A 21,221-nucleotide genomic window follows, 5' to 3' on the forward strand; every position below is an offset into this window, starting at 1 on the left:
CCACAACAATCATTAGCCGCAAAGATTAATCGATCTGTTTTTCAAGGACTCTGATTCTTGATATTGATAGCGGAGAGCCGGTTGCGCCGCGAGATCCACATTCCCTCCACCGCATAGATGGCCAGCGATACCCAGATCAGCGCATAGCCGAGCTGCTTCTGGGCGGGGAACGGCTCGTGCCAGAGCCAGATGCCCAGCAGCAGTTGCAGGGTGGGGCCGGCGTACTGCAGCAGCCCCAGCAGCGACAGCGGAATCCGTCGCGCGCCGGCGGCAAAGAACAGCAGCGGCACGGCCGTGACCGGGCCGGCCATCAGCAGCAGGAATTGCGTACCCGGCGCTGCGGCGCGGGTGGTGTCCTGTCCGGTCAGGAACAGGAATCCCAGCGAAACGAGAGCAATCGGAAACAGCAGGAGCGTTTCCAGCGACAGCCCTTCGAGGGCGCCCAGCGCGCCGGTCTTGCGCAACAGGCCGTAGCCGCCGAACGTGGCCGCCAGCGCCAGCGCGATCCAGGGCAACTGGCCAGCGGATACCGTCAGCCACAACACACCTGCCGCGGCGATGGCAATCGACAGCCATTGGCCGGGGCGAAGCCGCTCATGCAGAAACAGCACGCCCAGCAGCACACTGAACAGCGGGTTGATGAAGTAGCCCAGGCTGGCATCCACCACGCGGTTGGCGGAAACCGCCCAGATATAGAGGAACCAGTTGCCGCAGAGCAGGGCCGCGCTGGCGGCAAACCCCAGGATCAGGCGCGGATTCCCGGCCACCTCGCGCAACCAGCCGAAATGGCGCCGCCACAGCAGGATTGCGCCCAGGAAGACGAGCGACCACACCATGCGGTGCAGCAGGATCTCGATCGGCGCCACGCCGTGCAGGGACTTGATGTAGAGGGGCAGCAAGCCCCAGATGATGTACGCGAGCAGCGCGTAGAGGATGCCGATTTGCATGGGAATGTCCGGTAAGTGCGGCGGATTCTACCGGGGATGAAAAAAGCCCGTGCGCGGGGCACGGGCTTTCCTCTTTCCTGCCAGGTCGCCCCAGGGCTGGGGCAGCGCTCGGCTTACAGCTTGTGAGTGAAGCTGAATTGCGAGAACGCCTGCTCGGCCACGTTGAACCAGGCGGCCTCGTTGTTGCGGAACACGCGCCAGTCGTCGTAGATCTTCTTGAACGACGGGTTCTTGGCGGTTTCGTCCGCATACGCTTCCTGCGTGGCCTTGAAGCAGGCCTCCATGATCTCCTTCGAGAACGGACGCAGCTTCACGCCGTTTTCCAGCAGACGAGCCAGCGCCTGCGGGTTCACGGTGTCGTACTTGGCCATCATGTTGGTGTGCGCCTCGATGGTGGCGGTCTCCAGCGCGCGCTTGTATTGGGCCGGCAGCTTCTCGAATTCCGGTGCGGAGGCGTAGAACGACAGCTGCGCGCTGCCTTCCCACCAGCCCGGGTAGTAGTAGTACGGCGCCACCTTGTAGAAGCCGAGCTTTTCGTCGTCATACGGGCCCACCCATTCGGCGGCGTCGATCGTGCCCTTTTCCAGCGCGGGGTAGATGTCACCACCGGCAATCTGTTGCGGCACCACGCCCAGGCGCGACAGCACCACGCCGGCAAACCCGGCAATGCGGTACTTCAGGCCTTGCAGGTCGGCCACGGTCTTGATTTCCTTGCGGAACCAGCCGCCCATCTGGGCGTTGGTGTTGCCGCCCAGGAAGTTGACGATGTTGTATTCCTTGAAGAACTCGCGCATCAGCTTCATGCCGTTGCCCTGCATCATCCACGCGGTCTGCTGGCGTGCGGTCAGGCCAAACGGGACCGTGGTGTCAAAGCACAGCGTCGGATTCTTGCCGAAGTAGTAGTAGCCGGCCGTATGGCCGATCTGCACGGTCTGGTTCTGCACCGCGTCCAGCACCTGCAGGCCCGGGACGACTTCGCCGGCGGCAAACACCTTGATGTTGAACTTGCCATCGGTCAGTTCCTTCACGCGCTGCGACAGCAGCTCGGCGGCCCCGAAAATGGTATCGAGCGACTTGGGGAAGCTGGAGGCCAGGCGCCATTCCACCGCGGGATTGCTGCCGACCACTGCCGGCGCCCCGGGGGCGCTGGTCGATGCGGCGGGAGCCGCCGGCTTGTCTTCCTTGCCACATGCGGCAAGTGCCCCGGTAGCGGCCACAGCCGATGCTTTCAACAGGAAGGAACGACGTTCCATTGACATCTCCTCTTATAAATATGTGTGCATGCTTTACCCGTAAAACGGGGCCCGCCGATTATAGCGGTGGCGTTTTGTGCACGGGGCCCCGCCAAAGTCCGGGTTTTCGCTAATCGGCGTGCTTATGCAACAGGGGGACGTGGGCATGCCCCAATTGCGGGCCTCGCAAGGTTTCGTATTGTGAGAAGTGGCAAGGTTTGATGGATTTTGTAACCCGGCTTGCGGTCCAAAAGGTCGCCTGTTAAAAACAGACCCCTCGTCTGGGGCCTTTTGTCCGAGCCCGTCCTGTTGTTTTCATGCTGCATTCCGCTCCGTCTTCCTCCCGCCCGCATCCCCGTCGTCTCACGTTCGCCGTCCTGGCCGCGTGGGGGCTGGTGGCCTGCGCGCAAACCGGAAGCACGGTAGCGCCACCCCCGCAGATCGTCACGCCCGCCGTGCCGCCCATGGCTTCGGCCGTCGCGTCTGGGGCCACTCCGGTGGCCAACTCCAGCGCCCCTTCCAGGTCCACATCGGCAACCACGTCCGCTACCGTGCCGGCAGCGGCAACGTCCGCAGCGGCGGCCGATCCGCTGGGAGACCTGATCAGCGCCGCGAATACGACGACTGCAACGGACAAGACGGCGACAGCGGACACGCCCGGCACCGGCGATGCAGCCGCCACGGCCCCGTCCGCCGATGCAGGGACGCCGGCGGCAGCACCAACCACCACGGCCGCAGCCGACGCCAGCACGGACCCCGACTTTGTCGGCCCGCCCGAATCGGCGGCTCCGCCACCGCCACCTCCTCCTCCGCTGGTCCTGTTTCCGCATCGGCTGGGGGAATTCCCAGCCCAGCTAGCCCCGGAGCAAACCGCCGAAGCGGGCGATTCCCGGGATACCGCCGAAGCGGGTACGCCGTCGGATGCGCCTCCGGTCCTGCGGTCACAGCTGCCGGCCGAAGATCCCGCCGGCGATTCCGTCTGGCGGCTTGGCTACAGTGGCCGTGCGGCCGTGGAGGATCGCTCCAGCGTGCAGCGCGCCTGCGCAGGTGGGGGAACCCCGTCTACCGGGTTCGGCAGGGGGCTTGCGTGCACGAGCAGCGGCGAGGTGAAGATTCGCGAGTCCCTGGTCGATATTGGCGGCGGTGCCCAGGTCCAACTGGTGGCGCACGCCAAGGGGACCGACGCGACGTCCATCAACGGCAATGCCGCCGCCGTGGACCCCTATGCGCTGGTTCCGCAGTTCTATACCGCCGTCAGCGGCCTTTCCGGCTTGTCGGTGCTGGACGGTGCCAGCGTCTGGGCCGGCCGTCGGGACAGCAACCCGTTCCTGATGTCATCGGGACTGTTGCCACCCAACTCGCCGTCGATGCGCTTTGGCGTGGACAACGCCAAGGTGGGCGATTTCGGCCTGAGCTACCAGTACACCGCGCGCAACGATCTGAACGGCGCCAACCTGCCGAGCTATCACAGCGTGCGCACGGCGCCGATCGGCACCAACGACAAGGGTTCGGTCCAGCTCGGTTTCACGCGCGTGGAGCCGCTGCCCCAGATCGTGGACACCGGTAGCGCCTGGTGGGCGTCGGCCATGCACGAGCAGAAGGGTGTGCTCTTCGGCACCAACCGCCTGGGCGTGCAGTACGGCCAGGGCTCGCGCACGGCCATGACGGGCTACACAGGGATGGGCACATCGCTGTCGCGGGTGCGCCTGGCCGAGTCGATGGAATGGAAGGGACGATCCGGCATCGGCGGTTCGGTGGAGTCGAGCCTGCAACTGGACCGCTCCGCCATCGGCACGCTCCAGTGGGCCGCCACGCGCGTGCGGCCGGCCTACGTGGCCAGCGACCAGTTCCGCCTGACCTTCGAGGTGGCGCATGACCAGATCTCGTCGGGGTTTGGCGTCGGCGGACAACGTACCGCGCTGACCGTGGCGCCGACGCTCACGCTCGGCAAGTCCGCGGGCAATGCCAATCTCCGCGCCTTCTATACCTACAGCCGCGCCAACGACGTGGACGGCATCACCTTTGCCGCCCCCGCGGACACGTGGGCGTCCCAGGCCAGCGGCTCCATCTTCGGCGTCCAGCTCAATCGGCGCTGGTAGTTCCGCCGGTGGCCCGCTTGAATCCCTTCCATGCCTTCGCCTCCGGTGCGCGCTGCGGCGCGACCGGCTGGCGGCACATCCAGTGAAACAGCCACGTGGCCGTGAGCGCTCCGCCGGCTTGCGCCAGCACGAAGGCGGGCACATCGGCCGGGCGGATGCCGGCGAACGTATTGGTCAGCGCGCAGGCTATCGTCAGCGCAGGATTGGCGAAGGACGTGGATGACGTGAACCAGTATCCGGCCGTGATATAGCCGGCCACCACAAACGGCACCAGGCCTGGCCGCGTGCGGGACGTGCCGATGGCCAGCCCGATCAGGCCGAACGTCGCCAGGAATTCGCTCCACCACATCGGCGCCCCGGTACGCGCCTGCGTGGACCAGTTCAGCAAAGGCTCGCCGAACATTGCGTGCGCGGCCATCACCCCGATGATTCCCCCGGCCACCTGCACCGGCACATAGCGCAGCGCATCGCGCGGCGCCAGGCTCCCCTGTATCAGCCCCGAAAGGGTGACGACGGGATTGAAATGCCCGCCCGAGACCGGCCCCAGCGACACCAGCAGTGCCACCAGTCCGGCACCGGTCGCCAGCGCATTGCATAGCAACGCCAGCGCGGTATCACCAGCCGCCAGCCGCTCGGCGCGAATCCCCGATCCCACGACGATTGCAATCAGCAAGGCCGTACCCAGGCCTTCGGCCACCAGCCGACGGGCAAGCGTCGTCATGGGTGCCGGGCCGCCATGGCGGTAGTGGAGGTGAGAGCGGTGAGACGAAAGCGGGTCATCGAAAGGGGCACAGGAGGGCGAAAGAAGGGACGAAAGAACGGACCAAATAATGGACGAAAGCGAAGGCAGGAATCGACCGCGCAGTGTTCCGCGCCGGCCCGAAGCCCGTCAATGCGCCGCGGCGATGTTGTGAACGAACACGCGGTATCGAATCGGCCACGCCTTGGCAAAGCCTGCCCGCCAACGGCAAGCAACTCGTGGCAGGCAACTCGTGCGATGGCGTCGAACGTTGCCGCCAACTCGTTCGCATGGCTTTCGGGTCGTGGTTGGCCAGAATGTATTCACACACCCACCACATCTCTGGAGAACACCATGCAACGCTTCGCAAACAAGACCGTACTCGTGACCGGCGGCAACAGCGGTATCGGCCTGGCTGCCGCGCAGGCTTTCGCCGCCGAAGGCGCGCGCGTCGTCATCACCGGCCGCGACGCGGCCACGCTGGAGTCGGCCCGTGCCACGCTGGGCGCCGGCGCCATCGCCATTCGCAACGAAGCGGGCTCCGTCGATGGCGCCCGCGACCTGGCCCGACAACTGACCGAAGCCGGCGTGCGCCTCGATGCCGTCTTTCTGAACGCAGGCGCGGCCAGGTTTGCCGCCCTTGAAGATGTTCAGGAATCGCTCTGGGACGAAGTCTTCAACGTCAACGTCAAGGGTCCGTATTTTCAGGTGCAGGCCCTGACGCCGCTGCTGAACAAGGGCGCGTCGATCGTGATCAACGGTTCGATCAACGCCCGCATCGGCATGCCGCAGTCGTCGGTGTATGCCGCCAGCAAGGCCGCGGTGATTTCGCTGGCCAAGACGCTGTCGGCGGAACTGCTGCCGCGCGGCGCGCGCGTGAATGTGGTGAGCCCCGGCCCGGTCAGCACGCCGCTGTACGGCAAGCTGGGTCTGGATGCCGAGACGCTGAACGCCACGGCGGCCCAGATCCTGAGCCAGATCCCGCTCGGCCGATTTGGCGAACCGGCGGAAGTGGCCTCGACCGTCCTCCACCTGGCGGCCCCGGAATCGGCCTTCATCGTCGGCACCGAGATCATCGTCGACGGCGGCATGAGCCAGCTGTGATTCGCAACGATCCCGCACAGGAGAGAACCATGAGCCATGAACAGATCGCGTTTGTCGTGCGCCTGCCCGCCCGGGCCGAGTTTCGCGAGGAGTTCGAGGCCCGCCTGCTGGGTGTCGTCGAGGCGATGGCGAAGGAGCCGGACTTCGTGAACACAACCATTCACAAGTCAGCCGAAGACCCCGACACCTACGTGCTGTACGAGACGTGGGCCTGTTCCCAGGAATATTTCATGACCCATCATCTCAGCAAAAATTACCGCCACGAATATGAGGCAGCGCTGCCGCGCTTGCTGAAGGCCCCTCGGCAGATCGACTTCCTGGTGCCGACCCACGCATTCGTCAAGGCGTAACACGGCGAATGCCTCACATGGCGAGCCCGCATCCGATGGTTGCGGGCTTATTTTATTCAAGCGAATAATCAACACATCAAAAACATAACAGCATTGATTCTTCACGCTGATATAGCTATTGCAGATTGTTCCGCATCACCAGCAGCCACGGCATATGGGAGTTCGTAAAGGCGTCGAGCTGACCGGCATCGTTCAGGTCGATGACGTCCATCGATACCGATTGCTGGACATTGCCGCCGATGGCCTTGACGACGCGCGCGGAGGGGTCCACCTCCACCACGATGTCGCAATGCATCGGCGTGGTGCCAAATCCGATCTCGGCAGGACTCTCGAGGTACTTGTCACGGCCCCGTGGGGCACAGATCAGGTCGCCAGGCCGTGGCAACGCAGGCGTGGGTACGATATGGAACGCGGGGCGCGCCAGCTTGCCGTCACGCGCATCCACCACGTACATCGAATGTGACTGGCCGGTCAGGAACTGGTCATTGTTGAGGCCGGCCTTGCGCATGACCCAGGAAATGAACACGGCCGACCAGGCCCAGGCCCCCTGGGTGACCTGACGGCAGGTCGGGGCTTCCCCCACGATGCCCCAGTAGCGTTGTGCCATGGCGCAGCCCCGCTGCGTGGACTCCATGCCGGTGCCGTCGGGGAAGCGCACGCAGTTCGCGTCGCGTCCATCCTCATCGGACTCCTGGTCTGCCGAGGCCTGTCCGTTCGCGTCCACCGCATTGGCGTTACCAACCAGATCCTCCAACACGGGTGGCGGCAGCGGGCTTTGCGTCACACAGGCCGAATCGTCCCGGCCAATGCGAACGACCTGATCTCCCCATTTGTGCCATTCCAGCAAGGCGATCTCGACAATGCGCTCGCGCGGCGTGGCGCCAGGTGTCGTGGCGACGCGTTGATAGTCGGGGAGGGGGATGGCCTGCGGACGCGCGGTCCGGGGCGGAGAAGTGGTGCAACCACAGAGCACGGCCAGGGCAACTGCGCTCAGAAATGCCTGCGCAAGCGCCTGTGGAGAAAGCTGTGGAGCCTTGTGTGGAAAGCGCTGTGTATAACGCTGTGGAAATCTGCGCGGCAGCAAGCGGGACAGCATGTCAGGTCCACGACTCCCGGCACCCGACGGCCCTAGTACCGGCCACGTCCAGGCGCCTTTTTTCAGACAATTGCGACGGCCATCCGGAAGGCCCTGCCGGCTGTGCAGTTCTGCGCGCACGTCGGCGGGAAAACCGTTGTGGATAACGTCCCCCGCCTGGCGCACACCTGCGCCTTTTCTGGCGTCCGGTGGCGGCACGGCGGGGTCATGCAAACCGGGCGATCGAAGGCGCCCGCCAGCATCACTGGTTGACGGCGTCCTTGAACTTCTGGCCAGCCTTGAACTTCACGGTCTTCGCGGCTTCCACCTTGATTTCCTCGCCGGTGCGCGGGTTGCGCGCCATGCGTTCGCCGCGCTCGCCCTGGCTGAAGGTGCCAAAGCCGATCAGGCTGAGGGTGTCGCCCTTCGCCACGGCGTCCATGATGGCGCCCAGGGTCACGTTGAGGGCCTGCTCTGCCTTGGCCTTGGTCAGACCGTCCACGCCAGCTGCAATCGCGTCGATCAGTTCGGTTTTCGTCATGCTTCACTCCGTATCGAGTTGAAAAAACACTGACGCCCTGCCCAGGCATTCCACGCTGGAACCCGCCCTGGCCAAGACGCCGCGGGCCACATCATACCGTGTCGGGCAAGCCCGGCCGGGAACACATTGTTACGCCGGCTCTCCGCGAAGCCGCGCCAGATGGCGGCTGGCGGGTTTTCAGCGGGTTTTGCGGGGCTTTGGCGCAAGGTCGATGTGACAGCAGAGGCCCATGGAACGCATAGTGCGGTATACGGCATTTCCGGGACCGGAATGGTCAGGAGGAGGCAGAGGGCCTCAGCAAGCCCCGGAGGGCGTATACGTCCCCCAGGGTCATGCCAGCCCCGTAAACGTCCCTGAGCCCCTCTGAGCGCCTCCAGACGCCCCTGAATGGCCGGCGCCGGGTGGCGGGGGTGGCACAAGCATTCCATGCACCACGCCGACGGCAAATCCCGACAGCATGGCGATGTCGGGTCTACGGCATATCGGCTGCCAATCGTCGGGCCAATCGCCGGTATACGCCGACCCATCGACCGCCGACCCACCGACAACCATCGCGAGCCGGTCAGAGCCCATTGGCCAGCCATGCCTCGCCAGCCCCAGCTCGATGCCGTGCTGCCCATTTTTTAACCGGCCTGCATTCGAGGGGGTATACCGGCCGGCGAGCGAAAGCGAGGTATACGCCGGGCGTTCTTTGCCTCCTCCCTCTCTCGTGCTTTCGGTTTACGTATTTCTTTTCATGTATACAAATAGTAGTGATAGGTAAACGGGGTGCTTTTCTGTGGATAACCACGTATACGTCAATCGGATCAACCGTTTACGTATACCGAAAGCACAGGGATGGCGTGTTGGTCGGCGTGGATGACTCAGCCATCGGGATGAGGTGTACCCGAAACCCCCTCCGACTTGTTCCTGATCCATCCCCATGCCAGCCCCAGGCAGCCCACACCAAACGCGCGCGTTTATCCACAGATTTCGGCCTGGTTATCCACATTGCGGGTTGACGGGTATACGCGAAATACGTGGCATTTCCCCCGCGCCGATGAGGTCGCCGGGTGTGTTGTATACGTCGTTCGGCGGGTATCATCCGGTTCGCGCCGGGCTGGACCGGCCATCCATCGTTGACGGGAAAACGGATATGTCGGAAAAGGCCAGGGACGGCAAGGACAAGAAGGCGGGCAAGAAGAAGACCGCCAGCGATCGCATCGAAGTGCGCCAGTCAGGTGTGCACGGAAGGGGCGTATACGCGATTGGCGCGATTGCCGAAGGCGAGCGCGTGATCGAGTACAAGGGCGAGCACATTTCCTGGAAGGAAGCGCTCAAGCGGCACCCGCACGATCCCACCGACCCGAATCACACGTTCTATTTCAGCCTGGAAGACGGCAACGTTATTGACGCCAAGTTCGGTGGCAATCGTGCGCGCTGGATCAATCACGCCTGCGCTCCCAACTGCGAGGCGCGCGAAAAGCGCGGCAAGGTCTACATCCATGCCCTGCGCGACATCACAGCCGGCGAAGAGCTCTTCTATGACTACGGTCTGGTGATTGACGCCCGCTATACCCGCAAGCTCAAGAAGGAATACGAATGCCGATGCGGCAGCCCGGAGTGCCGCGGCACGATGCTGGCGCCGAAGGAAAAGAAGGGCAAATAAGCCCGCTGGGCGGCACGGCAGGCGCGCCGTCAGGCCGTGGTGCTACCGGGTGCCTCGCAAGGGATCCGGATCACGAAGCGCATCGACGCCCGGCGGGGCGCGGGTTCCGCTGAAGGCGCTTCGTCATGGCCACCGTGGGTGGCCACCGCAGGGGACGGTGCCAGCGCAGGCGCGGGCACATCCTCGATGCAGATCGTGCCCTGGTGCAGCGTGACGATCTCGTGCACGATCGCCAGCCCTAGGCCGGCGCCGCCCGGCGCGGCCTGTTGCACCGCCTGGGCTCCCGGGGTGTGATCGCCACGGAAGAAGCGCTTGAACACCTCACCGCGTCGTGCAGGCGGGATACCCGGTCCGTTGTCTTCCACCATCACCACGGCCATGCCACGATGGCCCATGGTCTCGCCACCGGCGCGCACCGTGATGCGTCCGCCGGCCGGCACATACTTCACCGCGTTATCGATCAGGTTGGAAAGCGCCTCGCGCATCAGCAAGCGGTTGCCGCGCACCACGGCCGGCGCACTGCCGGTAAAGGTAGGGCCGGGCAGGATCTCGAAGCCCAGGTCCACGCGGCGCGCCAGCGCCTGCGGCACCCACTCGGCACCGATCTCGAACGCCAGCCCGGCCAGGTCGAAATGCTCCACGGGCCCAAGCCGCTCCAGCGACAGCCCCGGCTCCGCGCGCGCCAGCGACAGCAACTGGTTGGAGAGCCGCACCGCGCGATCGGCGGCCGTCTGCACCTCCCGCAGCGCGTGGCGCGCCACGTCGAGCGTATCGGCTTCCATGGCGCGATCCGCGTGTAGCTTGACGGCGGTCAGCGGCGTGCGCAGCTGGTGGGCGGCATCGGCGATGAACTTGCGCTGCGCGTCCAGCGCATCGCGCAGGCGCGACAGCAGGTCGTTCAGGCTGCGGATCAGCGGTTCCACCTCGGCCGGCACCTGGGTTTCGTCCAGCGCGGCCATCGATCGCGCGGTTTGCCGGTTGAGCTTGTCCGTCAGGATCTGCAACGGCACCAGCTCTTCCTTGAGCACGTGCGACAGGATCATGCTGCCCACCAGCAGGAGCAGGATGAGCGGCACCGACACCGAGAGCAGGATTTCATTGGCCGCGGTTTCGCGCCGGTCCAGCAATTCCGCCACTTCCACGACGATCGGCCCGCGCGGCACGGTGGCCTCCGCGCTGGTGCCGAGTTCGTCCGATGCCGAGCTGGGCAGGCTGACGGGCAGCCGCACGGCCCGGACCTGCCGGCCGCTGAACCACGCATAAAAGAGCCGCGCGTCATGGAGCGAGGTCTGGCCCGTGCCATAGCCGAGCCACGTATCCATGCCACCGATCAACCCGTCCGGTCCGTGGATGCGCCAGTAGATGCGGTCGCTGCCTTCCGCTTCGACGAGCGTCTGGGCAATCGTCGGGATGTCCTGCTCCAGGCGCGGCCCGGCAATGCGGATCTGCTGGGCGATGTTGTTCGCCACGCCATAGAGGGCCCGGTCGAACACCTGCGTCGTGTAGTGGGCGGCCAGCCAGTAGGAGAGCGAGCCGCTGGTCAGCACCAGTGCGAACAGCGGCGTGGCCAGCGCGCGCAACAGGTGGACGCGCAGGCTGGGATTGGACGACACGCGCGCATTGGCCTGGCCGCGGTTGCGGCCGCTACGGCTACCCCGGCGGCTGCGCGTGCGCGTCCCCGTGGCGGGCGGATCGCCGGCCGGTGCGGAAGAGGACGATTGCGAGCGCGGCCACATGGCGGATGACTACGTTGGTTGGGACGCGGTGCGGCGCGGCCGCATCCGTGACATACGGGAATCAGTGCCCGGCACGAATCTGCAGCAGGTAGCCGAAGCCGCGCACGGTGACGATTTCGACATCGGCATCCTCAAGCTTCTTGCGGACGCGGTGCACATAGACCTCGATGGCCGTGTCGCCGACGGTATCGCCGCCTTCGCCGGCCGGGTGGGCAAACGTGGCCAGGTGATCCTGCATCTGCGCCTTGCTCACCACGCGGCCCTGCCGCTGCAGCAGCAGTTCCAGCACGGCGAACTCGCGCGGCGACAACTCCAGCGCACGGCCGTCGACGAACATGCGGCGATCGTTGCCGGAAAGGCGCAGGCGGCCCAGGCGCACATCGCGCTCCGGCGCAGCTTCGCCATGCTGGCTGCGGCGCAGCAGCACGCGCACGCGCGCTTCCAGTTCGGGCAGGGCGAAAGGCTTGACCAGATAGTCGTCGGCGCCGGCATTCAGGCCGGAGAGCTTGTCTTCCAGCTCGTCGCGCGCGGTCAGGATGATGACGGGGGTGGTGCGATTACGGGCGCGGTAGCGCGCCAGCAGCGTCATGCCGTCGATACCGGGCAGGCCCAGGTCCAGGATGACGAGGTCGTGCTGCTCGCGCAGCAGGTGATCGGTGGCGTACACGCCGTCGTGCACCACGCGTACCTGGTGGCCGGCGCGGGACAGTCCGGCTTCCACGCCGCTGGCGATTTGACGGTCGTCCTCGATCAGCAGGATACGCATGGCAGGGGGCTCGGGCAGGCAGTGTGGCAATGCCGGCGATTGTACAGGGCGGCACCGCGGCCTGCCTTTCAGTTGCCCTACAGCTGCAGCGTTCCCGCGGGAGCGCCGGCCGCCGCCCTGACGGCCCGGAGGGCGGCCTGCGGCGACCGTTATTTCCCGACCGGTGCCTCAGCGGGCCAGGCCCGCGGCAGCCTGTTCGATGAAGCGGGCCAGGTCGATATCGCGCTGCGTCAGCCCGTTGGCATCGTGCGTGGAGAGCGTGATGTCCACACGGTTGTAGACGTTGAACCACTCGGGGTGGTGATCCACCTTGTCGGCGTGCAGCGCCACGCGCGTCATGAAACCGAACGCGGCGTTGAAGTCGGCAAACTTGAAGGATTTCTGGATGGCGTCGCGGTCCTGGACAGCGGTCCAGCCGGGCAGTTCCGCGAGCAGGCTCGCGCGGGCTTCTTGCGAAAGAGGCGTCATGATGGGCTCGATCTGATAGGTCATAAACGACAAGCGCCGGCCCGCCTGGTCCGCCGGGCCCTGGGGGCGGGCGCCGCTGGCGGCCGGGCATGCCGGCATTGTTTCACAAAGCGGGGTGGGCGGCGGGGCTCAGATGTCGTCGCTGTCAGCCCAGCCTTCGCGCGTGCCCACGTGGATGACGCGGTCGCCCTCGGCGATGTCGCCAGCGCCCAATGTAGGCAGCGCGCTCAGCTCCGGGTACAGCGCCGTGAAGTCCGGGCGCGTGGCATCGAACAGCTGTTCGAAACTGTCGATCACGAAGTAGGTTTTCTGGAACGTGTCGATGCGGTACCGGGTGCGCATGATCCGGTGCAGGTCAAAGCCGATGCGGTTCGGGCTGGCCGAATCGAGGCTGTAGATCGATTCGCCCTGGCTGGACAGGATGCCGGCGCCAAAGATGCGCAAGCCGTCCGGGGTGCGGATCAGGCCGAATTCCACGGTGTACCAGTACAGGCGGGCCAGCATGTCCAGCGCGCCCAGTTTGGCGGCCTTCAGGCCGCCCTTGCCATAGGCCTCCATGTAGTCCGCGAAGATCGGGTTGATCAGCAGCGGCACGTGGCCAAACACATCGTGGAAGCAGTCCGGTTCCTGCAGGTAGTCCAGCTGCTCAGGCTTGCGCATCCACCAGCTCGCCGGGAAACGGCGGTTGGCCAGGTGGTCGAAGAACACCTCGTCCGGCACCAGCCCGGGCACGGCCACCACCTGCCAGCCCGTGGCGCGCATCAGCGTCTCGTTGAGCTGGTCGAACTCCGGCACGCGATCGCGTTCCATGCCCAGCGTGGCCAGCCCCTGCAGGAATTCGTTGCAGACGCGGCCCTGGAGCATCGATGCCTGGCGTTCGTACAGCCGGCGCCACATCGCATGATCGGTGCTGGTGTAGCGATGCACCGGCTGGGCGATGGTGAAGTCCGGGCGCAGTTCCTGGCCGGACAACAGGCCTTCCTCGAACTGTTCCTTGAGCTTCGCGGTCAGGGTGCCGGCAAAGTTGCCGGACGCGGTGTCCTGGGGGGCGGCCGATGGGGTCATGTCTTGTGTCTCCAGTCATGCGGGTTTTGTGCATAGTCTAGCGATCAGCGCGCGCGTTCTGGCCGCAAAATCGGTTTGGTTTCGAAGCGGCGTGCATGTAATCTGCATATTTCAACCAGCGGATGCGGGATATTCACGCGATATGACTACAGCCAGCCTGGACCCCTACGACCTGGCGTTGCTGGCGGCGCTGCAGGCCGACGGACGCTCCACCCACCAGCAACTGGCGGACCGCGTCCATCTGTCGCCCAGCCAGGTCGGCCGCCGCCTGGCCCGGCTGGAGACGGACGGCGTGATTACCGGCTACCGCGTGAACCTGTCGTCACAGGCGCTGGGTCTGGGGGTGCTGGTCTTTATCAGCGTGAAGCTGGCCCACCACGGCGACACGATCATCGAGCGCTTCCGGGAGGAGATCCTGCTGCTGGAAGAGGTACAGGAGTGCTACTCCGTGGCCGGCGAAGCCGATTACCTGATCCGCGTGGTGGTGCCCGATCTGCCCACGCTGGCGGAGTTCACGATGAAGCGGCTGATGCGTGTGCCGGGCGTGGAGAGCATCCGGTCCAACATCGTGCTGACCGCGCTCAAGTGCGAAGGGCCGCTTCCGCTGTCGCATTTGCGCTGAATCCGGTACGCGACTGCATCGAAATGTGCTGAAGCTTGCGCTTGCCATCGGTGCATGTCACGCTCGCCGGGTGCCAATTCCGGAGAGGGCAGGATGATGGGGAAGATCGCCTCGTGCCGTAGCGTGAAGCTCCTGCGGGCTGTATCGGGCAGGCTGGCCGCGGCAGCGGGCCTTGCGCTGTGGGGGATGTCCGGCGTGCCTGACGCGCTGGCCGCGCAGGTCGCGCGCTTTTCGCCCGAAGGGGTCGTCCCGCAGGTCCGGCAGGTGGCGATCCGCTTCGACGAGCCGATGGTGCCGATGGGCGACCTCAACGCCGCACCGCCCGCAGCGGTGTCATGCACCGGCGGCAGCGTGGGGGGCAGCGGACGCTGGGTCAACGCCACCAACTGGGTGTTCGATTTCGAGCGCGATCTGCCACCCGGCGTGCGGTGTTCCGTGCGCATGGGCACCGGACTCCGGAGCGTGGCGGGCAAGCCCTTCACGGGCAAGCCCGAATACCGGTTCGAGACCGGCGGCCCCACCGTCATTGCCGCCCGCCCATCCGGCGGGGAGATCGAGGAAGACCAGGTCTTTGCGCTGCGTTTCAACGGCGCGGCCACGGCCGGATCGATCCTCGCGCACACCTGGTGTCAGGCGGAAGGCCTGGGTGAACGCATCCCCGTGCGGCTGCTGACTGGCAAGGAGCGCGACAGCGTGATTGCCGCCGCGCACTGGAAGGAGATCGCCCGGCGCGAGGCCGACGCCATCCACCTGCTGACCTGCCAGCAGCGCCTGCCGGCCGGCGCGCGCATGCAGCTCGTGTTCGATGCCGGCATCGCCACGCCATCCGGACTGGCCACCACCACGCCGCGCCGCTTTGACTTCGTCGTGCGCGAGGCCTTTGCCGCCGGATTCACCTGCGAGCGCGAACGCGCCGAGGCCCCGTGCACGCCGCTGCGCCCTCTGACCGTGACGTTCACCGCGCCGATCGCGCGCAAGGTGGCCGAACACATCGTCCTCAAGACACCCTCCGGCCCGCGCAAGCCGACGTTCGATCCCGACCAGCGCGCCGAGGCGACCGTGCAATCGGTCACCTTCTCCGCGCCATTCCCCGAGAAAGCCAGCCTCACCATCGAGGCGCCCAAAGACATCCAGGACGAGAGCGGCCGCCCGCTGACCAACGCGGACCTGTTCCCGATCCGGCTGACGACGGCCGCGTTGCCGCCGCTGGCGAAGTTCGCCGCCGCGCCGTTCGGGGTGGTCGAGCGGTTCGCCGATGTGCCGCGCGGCAAGTCCCCGGCCGACTATCCGCCGCTGCTGCCCGTCACGCTGCGCAATGTGGAGGCCGACCTGCCGGCCAGATCGGTCCGCGCGGAAGCCGGAACCGTGGCCCGCCTCAATGTCGACGACGATACGGCGATCCTGCGCTGGTTCGGCATGGTCAAGCGCATGCACGAATCGTCGTGGACGAAGCAGGAACTCGATGCGATCCGCACCGGCAAGTCGCCGTCGGACGTGCGCAGCCCGCGCAATGCGCCGTCGATCGAAGCGCGTTCGGTCTCGCTGCTCGATGGCGTGGCGGGGGCGAAGACGCTGGCGATCCCCAAGCTGAACGATACGACGCCGCGACCCTTCGAGGTCGTCGGCATCCCGCTGCCCGAGCCGGGCTTCCATGTGGTGGAGATTGCCTCGCCGATGCTGGGCGCCGCGCTGCTTGGCAAGCCTGCGCCGATGTACGTACGCACCGCGGCGCTGGTCACCAACCTCGGCGTGCATTTCAAGCTGGCGCGCGGCGTGGCCGATGGCGACATGAGCGGGCTGGCGTGGGTGACATCGCTCGACGACGGCAAGCCCGTGCCGAATGCGAAGATCGCCGTGCGCACCTGCGAGGGCGAACTGCTTGGCGAAGGCGCGACCGACGCCAGCGGCGTGGCACGTTTCGCCAGATTGCCGGATCGCCGCTACAAGGATTGCGCAAACGGGATGGAGGGCTACTTCGTCTCCGCGCGCATCGCCGCCGATCATCCGCAGGCGCGCGGCAAGGCCGACATGGCCTTCGTGATGTCCGGCTGGAATCGCGGCATCGAGACGTGGCGCTTCAATGTGCCCACGGACATGAGTCCGAACCAGACCGTGCGTGCGCATACGATCTTCGACCGCACCTTGCTGCGCGTGGGCGAGACCGTGTCGATGAAGCATCTGCTGCGCACGGAGACGGCGCAGGGCTTTGGCCTGCCGGCGGCGATGCCGGAGAAGATCGTCATCACGCATGACGGCAGCGGCCAGACCTATGAGCTCCCGCTCGCATGGCGCACCACGGCGACCGGCGGTCGTAGCGCGGAGAACACGTTCCAGGTCCCGCAGGCGGCAAAGCTCGGCACGTATGCCGTGGCGCTGGTGTATGGCGATGGGCGCACGCTGGATAGCGGCAGCTTCCGCGTCGAGGCCTTCCGGCTGCCGGTGCTTGCAGGCACGCTGTCGGTCACGAAAGATCCGAAGGCAAAGGGCAACGCGCTGGTGGCCCCCGCCGAGGCGCCGGTGGGCGTGGAGATCCACTACCTGAACGGTGGCGGTGCGGCGGGCTTGCCCGTCCGCGTTTCCGCGCTGTTGCGCAACAAGGCCGTGAACTTCGCGGACTACGACGAGTTCTCGTTCAACCCGCCGCGCCCGCAGCGCGAGAGCGCATCGGGCGACGAGGAAGAGAGCGAGCAGGACGCCGCGCGTGACGAATCCGAGAAGCTCGTCGCCGACAAGCTGCCCGTCACGCTGGACAAGGACGGCAACGGCAAAGTGACCGTCAAGCAGCTGCCGAAGGTCGACAAACCGGGCGACCTCGTGCTGGAGGCCGGCTTTGCCGATCCGAACGGCGAGATCCAGACGCTGCGCCAGACCGTTGCCGTGTGGCCGTCGGCCGTCGTCGCGGGGATTCGCGCGGCCAACTGGGCGTCGGTGAACCAGAAGCTGTCCGTGCAGGGTGTCGTGCTCGACACGCAGGGCAAGCCGATGGCCGACTCGCCGGTGCAGGTGAAGGCGCGCGCGCGCATCACCACCTCGGCGCGCAAACGCGTCGTGGGCGGCTTCTATCGTTACGACAACCGTAGCGAGAGCAAGGACCTGGGCGTGGTGTGCGAGGCGCGCACCGATGCGCAGGGCCGCGTGCGTTGCGAGGTGCTGCTGGCGCAGGCGGGCGAGATCGAGCTGGTGGCGAATGCGCGCGATGCCGATGGCCGCATGTCGCAGGCCGCCACCACCGTGTGGGTCACGCGCCAGGGCGAACTCTGGTTTGGCGGCGAGAACCACGATCGCATGGATGTGCTGCCGGAGAAGAAGGCCTACGCGCCGGGCGACACGGCCGTGTTCCAGGTGCGCATGCCGTTCCGCCAGGCTACCGCGCTGGTGGCGATCGAGCGCGAAGGCATCCTCGACACGGAAGTTGTCGAACTCAACGGCAAGGACCCCACCGTCAGGCTGAAGGTGAAGGCCGACTGGGGGCCGAATGTCTATGTGTCGGTGCTGAGCGTGCGCGGCCGCCTGCGCGAGGTGCCGTGGTATTCGTTCTTCACGTGGGGCTGGCGCCAGCCGATCGACTGGTGGCACGCGTTCCGCAGCGAGGGCCGCGACTACGTGGCGCCGTCGCCGCTGGTGGACCTGGCGAAGCCGGCGTTCCGTCTGGGGCTGGCCGAGATCCGCGTTGGCAACGAAGCGCACAAGCTCGACGTGACCGTGACGCCGGACAAGGCCACGTACCCCGTGCGCGGCAAGGCCCGCGTGGTGGTGCAGGTGAAGCTGCCCGATGGCAAGCCGGCCGCGAACGGCGAGGTGGCGCTGGCCGCCGTCGACCAGGCGCTGCTGGAACTGATGCCGAACACGAGTTGGAACCTGCTCGACGCGATGCTGCAACGGCGCAGCTATGGCGTGGAGACCGCCACCGCGCAGATGGAGATCATCGGTCGCCGTCACTATGGCCGCAAGGCGGTGCCGGCGGGCGGTGGTGGGGGCAAGAGCCCCACCCGCGAGCTGTTCGACACCTTGCTGCTGTGGAATCCGCGCGTGCAGCTCGATGGGGAAGGCAAGGCATCGCTCGAGGTGCCGCTCAATGATTCGCTGACGAGCTTCCGCATCGTCGCCGTGGCCGATCTCGGCGTGGGTCGCTTCGGCACGGGTGGCGCCACCATCGCCGCCACGCAGGACCTGCAGATGATCTCGGGCCTGCCGCTGCTGGTGCGCGAGGACGACCGGTATCGCGCGATGTTCACGCTTCGCAATACGACGCAGCGCGCGATGACCGTGGAGGCCACCGCCCGCGCGACGCTGGTCGACGCGCAGACGCTGCCCGCGCAAACCGTGCAGATCCCGGCGGGCGAATCGCGCGAGATCGGCTGGGATGTCAATGCGCCCGCGTTGCTGGCCTACAGCCGCAGCGGCACGGTGATGTGGGAAGTCGCCGCCACCGAGAAGGCTACCGGCACCGCCAGCGACCGGCTCAAGCTGTCGCAGCAGATCGTGCCGGCGGTGCCGGTCACGGTCCAGCAGGCGGCGCTGGCGCAACTGACGCCCTCGCTGACCCTGCCGGTGCAGGCGCCGGCGGGCGCGCTGACCGACCCGGCCGGCAAGCTGCGCGGCGGCATGCAGGTATCGCTGCAGTCGTCGCTGGCGGGAGGCATGCCGGGCGTGCGCGAATGGTTTGCCCACTACCCGTTCAGCTGCCTGGAGCAGCGCACGTCGAAGGCACTCGGCCTGGGCGATGCCGCCGCATGGGACGCGCTGATGGGCCAGCTGCCGTCCTATCTCGACAGCAATGGTCTGGCGGCTTATTTCCCGCTGCGTAGCGATGACAGTGCCGGTAGCGAGGTGCTCACGGCCTACCTGTTGTCGATCTCCGATGAAGCGGTGCGTGCGGGCCTGCCGATGCGCGTGCCTGACGCGCTGCGCAGCCAGATGGAGCGCGGGCTGACCGCGTTCGTGGAGGGCCGCGTCACGCCGCCACGCTGGGCGCCGTCGTCGGCGACGATGGATCTGGAAGTGCGCAAGCTGGCTGCGCTGGAAGCGCTGTCGCGCAGCGGCCACGCACAGGCCCGCATGCTCGGTTCGATCCAGATCCTGCCTGCGCAGTGGCCCACGTCGGCGCTGATCGACTGGCTGGCGCTGCTGTCGCGCATGCCGGACATCCCGCAGCGCGACAAGCTGCTGGCCGAAGCGCAGCAACTGCTGCGCAGCCGGCTGACGGTGCAGGGCACGCGGCTGGTGTTCTCGACCGAACGCAGCGACGACTGGTGGTGGCTGATGGCGGGCGGCGATGTCAACGCGGCGCGCTTGCTGGCGCTGGCGACGCAACTGCCGGCGTGGAAGGAAGACGTGCCGCAGCTGGTCACGGGCCTGCTGGGTCGTCAGGCGCGCGGCGCGTGGGGCACGACCACGGCCAACGCGTGGGGCGTGCTGGCGATCCAGCGCTATGCGCAGGTCTTCGAGAAGACGCCGGTGGCCGGCACCGCGCGGGTCACGCTTGGCGACACCGCGCGCACGTTCGACTGGTCGCGGGCCACCCAGAAGGACGGTGTGGCGAGCGGCGCGGTGGATCTGCCGTGGCCGGCCGGCAGCGGCGGCAGGTCGTCGCCGGCACCTGTCGCCACGCCTGCGACGTTGCAGGTGGAGCAACAGGGCACGGGCCGTCCGTGGGCGACGGTGCGCGCATTGGCCGCCGTGCCGCTGCGTGAGCCCATCGCAGCCGGCTATCGCGTGCGCCGTACGGTGACGCCGGTGGATCAGGCCGTGGCGGGCCGCTGGTCGCGTGGCGACACCTATCGCGTGCGGCTCGATGTTGACGCGCAGGCCGACATGACCTGGGTGGTGGTCAGCGATCCGGTGCCCACTGGGGCGACGATCCTCGGCAGCGGACTGGGCCGGGATTCGTCGATCGCCACGCAAGGCCAGAAGACGTCGTTGTCCACGTTCACCGAGCGCACGCCGGAGGCCTATCGCGAATACTTCGCCTACCTGCCCAAGGGCGGCCTGGCCGTGGAGTACACGGTGCGGCTGAACAACGCAGGCGAGTTCGCGCTGCCGCCCACGCGGGTGGAGGCGATGTACGCGCCCGATGTTTTCGGCGCCGCGCCGAATGCGAAGTTGTCCGTGGGAGCCCGGCCATGAGCTGGCTGGCGATGCGAATGCCGGCGCGCGTGCGCGAGTGGTGGATCGCGGGTGCGCTGGCGGGCGTGGTCTACGGTGTATTGCTGCTGCAGGTGGCGATGGAACTGCCCGCGGGTACGCCGCTCACCGGCCAGATTGCCTACCAGCCGGCATGGAAGACCGCGATGGCGATCATGCTGGCGCGCGCCGCATGGTTCCATCGGCCGGTCGGCGAGCGTCGCTGGCTGGTGACGGCGCTGGTGTTCTCCGCGATCGGTGATTTCCTGCTGGCGCTGCCGGGCTTGAGGATCTCGTTTATCGGCGGACTCGGCGCCTTCCTGCTGGCACACCTGGCCTACCTGCGCCTGCTGGTGCCGATGTGCGGCGACTTGCGTCCGCACCGGCTGATCGGCTGCGGGCTCGTGATCGGTGCGGCGGGGGCGTTGCTCGGCCGTTTCTGGCCGAACCTTGGGGACCTGATGTTGCCCGTGTCGGTCTATATCGGCGCACTCGCGGCGATGGCCTGCGCAGCGCTGCTCGCCAGGTTGCCGACGCCGCTGACCGCGTTGGGGGCGCTCTGCTTCGTGGCCTCCGACGCGATGATCGGCATGGCGAAATTTCTCTCGCCGTTCGATACGTACCAGCTCGGCATCTGGTGGACCTATGCGGTGGCGCAGGTGCTGCTGGTGGCGGGCATCGTGTCGCAGCGCGCAGAGTCGTGAGG

General features: G+C 66.7%; 16 protein-coding genes. 7 read left to right on the forward strand and 9 right to left on the reverse strand.

What is annotated here, in order from left to right:
- Positions 1–41 precede the first annotated feature (41 nt).
- On the reverse strand, positions 42–947 hold the full coding sequence (gene rarD, locus BLR29_RS18165; RefSeq protein ID WP_092138424.1) for an EamA family transporter RarD: 906 nt from the start codon (positions 945–947) through the stop codon (positions 42–44).
- A 113-nt stretch (positions 948–1,060) separates the two neighbouring features.
- A complete protein-coding gene (locus tag BLR29_RS18170) occupies positions 1,061–2,200 on the reverse strand; it encodes a TRAP transporter substrate-binding protein (RefSeq protein WP_092138425.1) in 1,140 nt (379 codons plus the stop codon).
- 296 nt (positions 2,201–2,496) lie between these two features.
- Between BLR29_RS18170 and BLR29_RS18175 the strand changes: the two genes are divergently transcribed.
- Positions 2,497–4,278, forward strand: coding sequence for a carbohydrate porin (locus BLR29_RS18175; protein WP_092138426.1), 1,782 nt, complete (start codon positions 2,497–2,499; stop codon positions 4,276–4,278).
- Here the strand turns inward: BLR29_RS18175 and BLR29_RS18180 are convergent.
- Positions 4,262–4,999, reverse strand: coding sequence for an aquaporin (locus tag BLR29_RS18180; RefSeq protein ID WP_092138427.1), 738 nt, complete (start codon positions 4,997–4,999; stop codon positions 4,262–4,264). The two genes, BLR29_RS18175 and BLR29_RS18180, sit on opposite strands and share 17 nt — an antisense overlap.
- A 372-nt stretch (positions 5,000–5,371) precedes the next feature.
- On the opposite strand from BLR29_RS18180, the gene BLR29_RS18185 reads away from it, so the two are divergent.
- Positions 5,372–6,121, forward strand: a complete 750-nt coding sequence (locus tag BLR29_RS18185) for an SDR family oxidoreductase (RefSeq protein ID WP_092138428.1) — start codon at positions 5,372–5,374, stop codon at positions 6,119–6,121.
- Between the two features lie 29 nt (positions 6,122–6,150).
- Positions 6,151–6,471 carry a putative quinol monooxygenase gene (locus BLR29_RS18190; RefSeq protein ID WP_092138429.1) on the forward strand — a complete coding sequence of 107 codons (321 nt, stop codon included), beginning with the start codon at positions 6,151–6,153 and terminating at the stop codon, positions 6,469–6,471.
- Between the two features lie 115 nt (positions 6,472–6,586).
- Here the strand turns inward: BLR29_RS18190 and BLR29_RS18195 are convergent, their stop codons facing one another.
- Both BLR29_RS18195 and BLR29_RS18200 read right to left on the reverse strand, forming a co-directional pair.
- Positions 6,587–7,567, reverse strand: coding sequence for a DUF2272 domain-containing protein (locus BLR29_RS18195; protein WP_092138430.1), 981 nt, complete (start codon positions 7,565–7,567; stop codon positions 6,587–6,589).
- 241 nt (positions 7,568–7,808) lie between these two features.
- Complete coding sequence (locus BLR29_RS18200; RefSeq protein ID WP_017227089.1) at positions 7,809–8,087, reverse strand: HU family DNA-binding protein; 279 nt, start codon at positions 8,085–8,087, stop codon at positions 7,809–7,811.
- A gap of 1,135 nt (positions 8,088–9,222) precedes the next feature.
- Here BLR29_RS18200 and BLR29_RS18205 point away from each other — a divergent pair.
- The gene (locus BLR29_RS18205) at positions 9,223–9,735 is read left to right on the forward strand and encodes an SET domain-containing protein (protein ID WP_092138431.1); all 513 of its coding nucleotides are present in this window, start codon (positions 9,223–9,225) and stop codon (positions 9,733–9,735) included.
- 29 nt (positions 9,736–9,764) lie between these two features.
- Here BLR29_RS18205 and BLR29_RS18210 read toward each other — a convergent pair whose 3' ends face one another.
- The 4 genes from BLR29_RS18210 to phhA form a co-directional block, all read right to left on the reverse strand.
- Entirely contained in the window at positions 9,765–11,471 is a 1,707-nt protein-coding gene (locus BLR29_RS18210; protein ID WP_092138432.1) for a sensor histidine kinase, read from the reverse strand.
- 61 nt (positions 11,472–11,532) lie between these two features.
- A complete protein-coding gene (locus BLR29_RS18215; RefSeq protein ID WP_092138433.1) occupies positions 11,533–12,237 on the reverse strand; it encodes a response regulator transcription factor in 705 nt (234 codons plus the stop codon).
- Positions 12,238–12,405: 168 nt separating this feature from the next.
- The gene (locus tag BLR29_RS18220) at positions 12,406–12,705 is read right to left on the reverse strand and encodes a 4a-hydroxytetrahydrobiopterin dehydratase (protein ID WP_092138623.1); all 300 of its coding nucleotides are present in this window, start codon (positions 12,703–12,705) and stop codon (positions 12,406–12,408) included.
- 129 nt (positions 12,706–12,834) lie between these two features.
- Positions 12,835–13,770, reverse strand: coding sequence for a phenylalanine 4-monooxygenase (gene phhA / locus BLR29_RS18225; protein WP_092138434.1), 936 nt, complete (start codon positions 13,768–13,770; stop codon positions 12,835–12,837).
- Positions 13,771–13,912: 142 nt separating this feature from the next.
- On the opposite strand from phhA, the gene BLR29_RS18230 reads away from it, so the two are divergent.
- The 3 genes from BLR29_RS18230 to BLR29_RS18240 all read left to right on the forward strand — a co-directional run bounded on the left by BLR29_RS18230 (position 13,913) and on the right by BLR29_RS18240 (position 21,219).
- Positions 13,913–14,392 (forward strand): Lrp/AsnC family transcriptional regulator, encoded by a 480-nt coding sequence (locus BLR29_RS18230; protein ID WP_092138435.1) that lies wholly within the window; start codon positions 13,913–13,915, stop codon positions 14,390–14,392.
- A gap of 96 nt (positions 14,393–14,488) precedes the next feature.
- A complete protein-coding gene (locus BLR29_RS18235; protein ID WP_369804649.1) occupies positions 14,489–20,518 on the forward strand; it encodes an alpha-2-macroglobulin family protein in 6,030 nt (2,009 codons plus the stop codon).
- Positions 20,515–21,219, forward strand: a complete 705-nt coding sequence (locus tag BLR29_RS18240; RefSeq protein WP_092138437.1) for a lysoplasmalogenase — start codon at positions 20,515–20,517, stop codon at positions 21,217–21,219. Before BLR29_RS18235 ends, BLR29_RS18240 begins: the two co-directional genes overlap by 4 nt.
- Positions 21,220–21,221: the final 2 nt, after the last annotated feature.

The organism is Cupriavidus sp. YR651, assembly GCF_900101625.1.
GTDB lineage: Bacteria > Pseudomonadota > Gammaproteobacteria > Burkholderiales > Burkholderiaceae > Cupriavidus.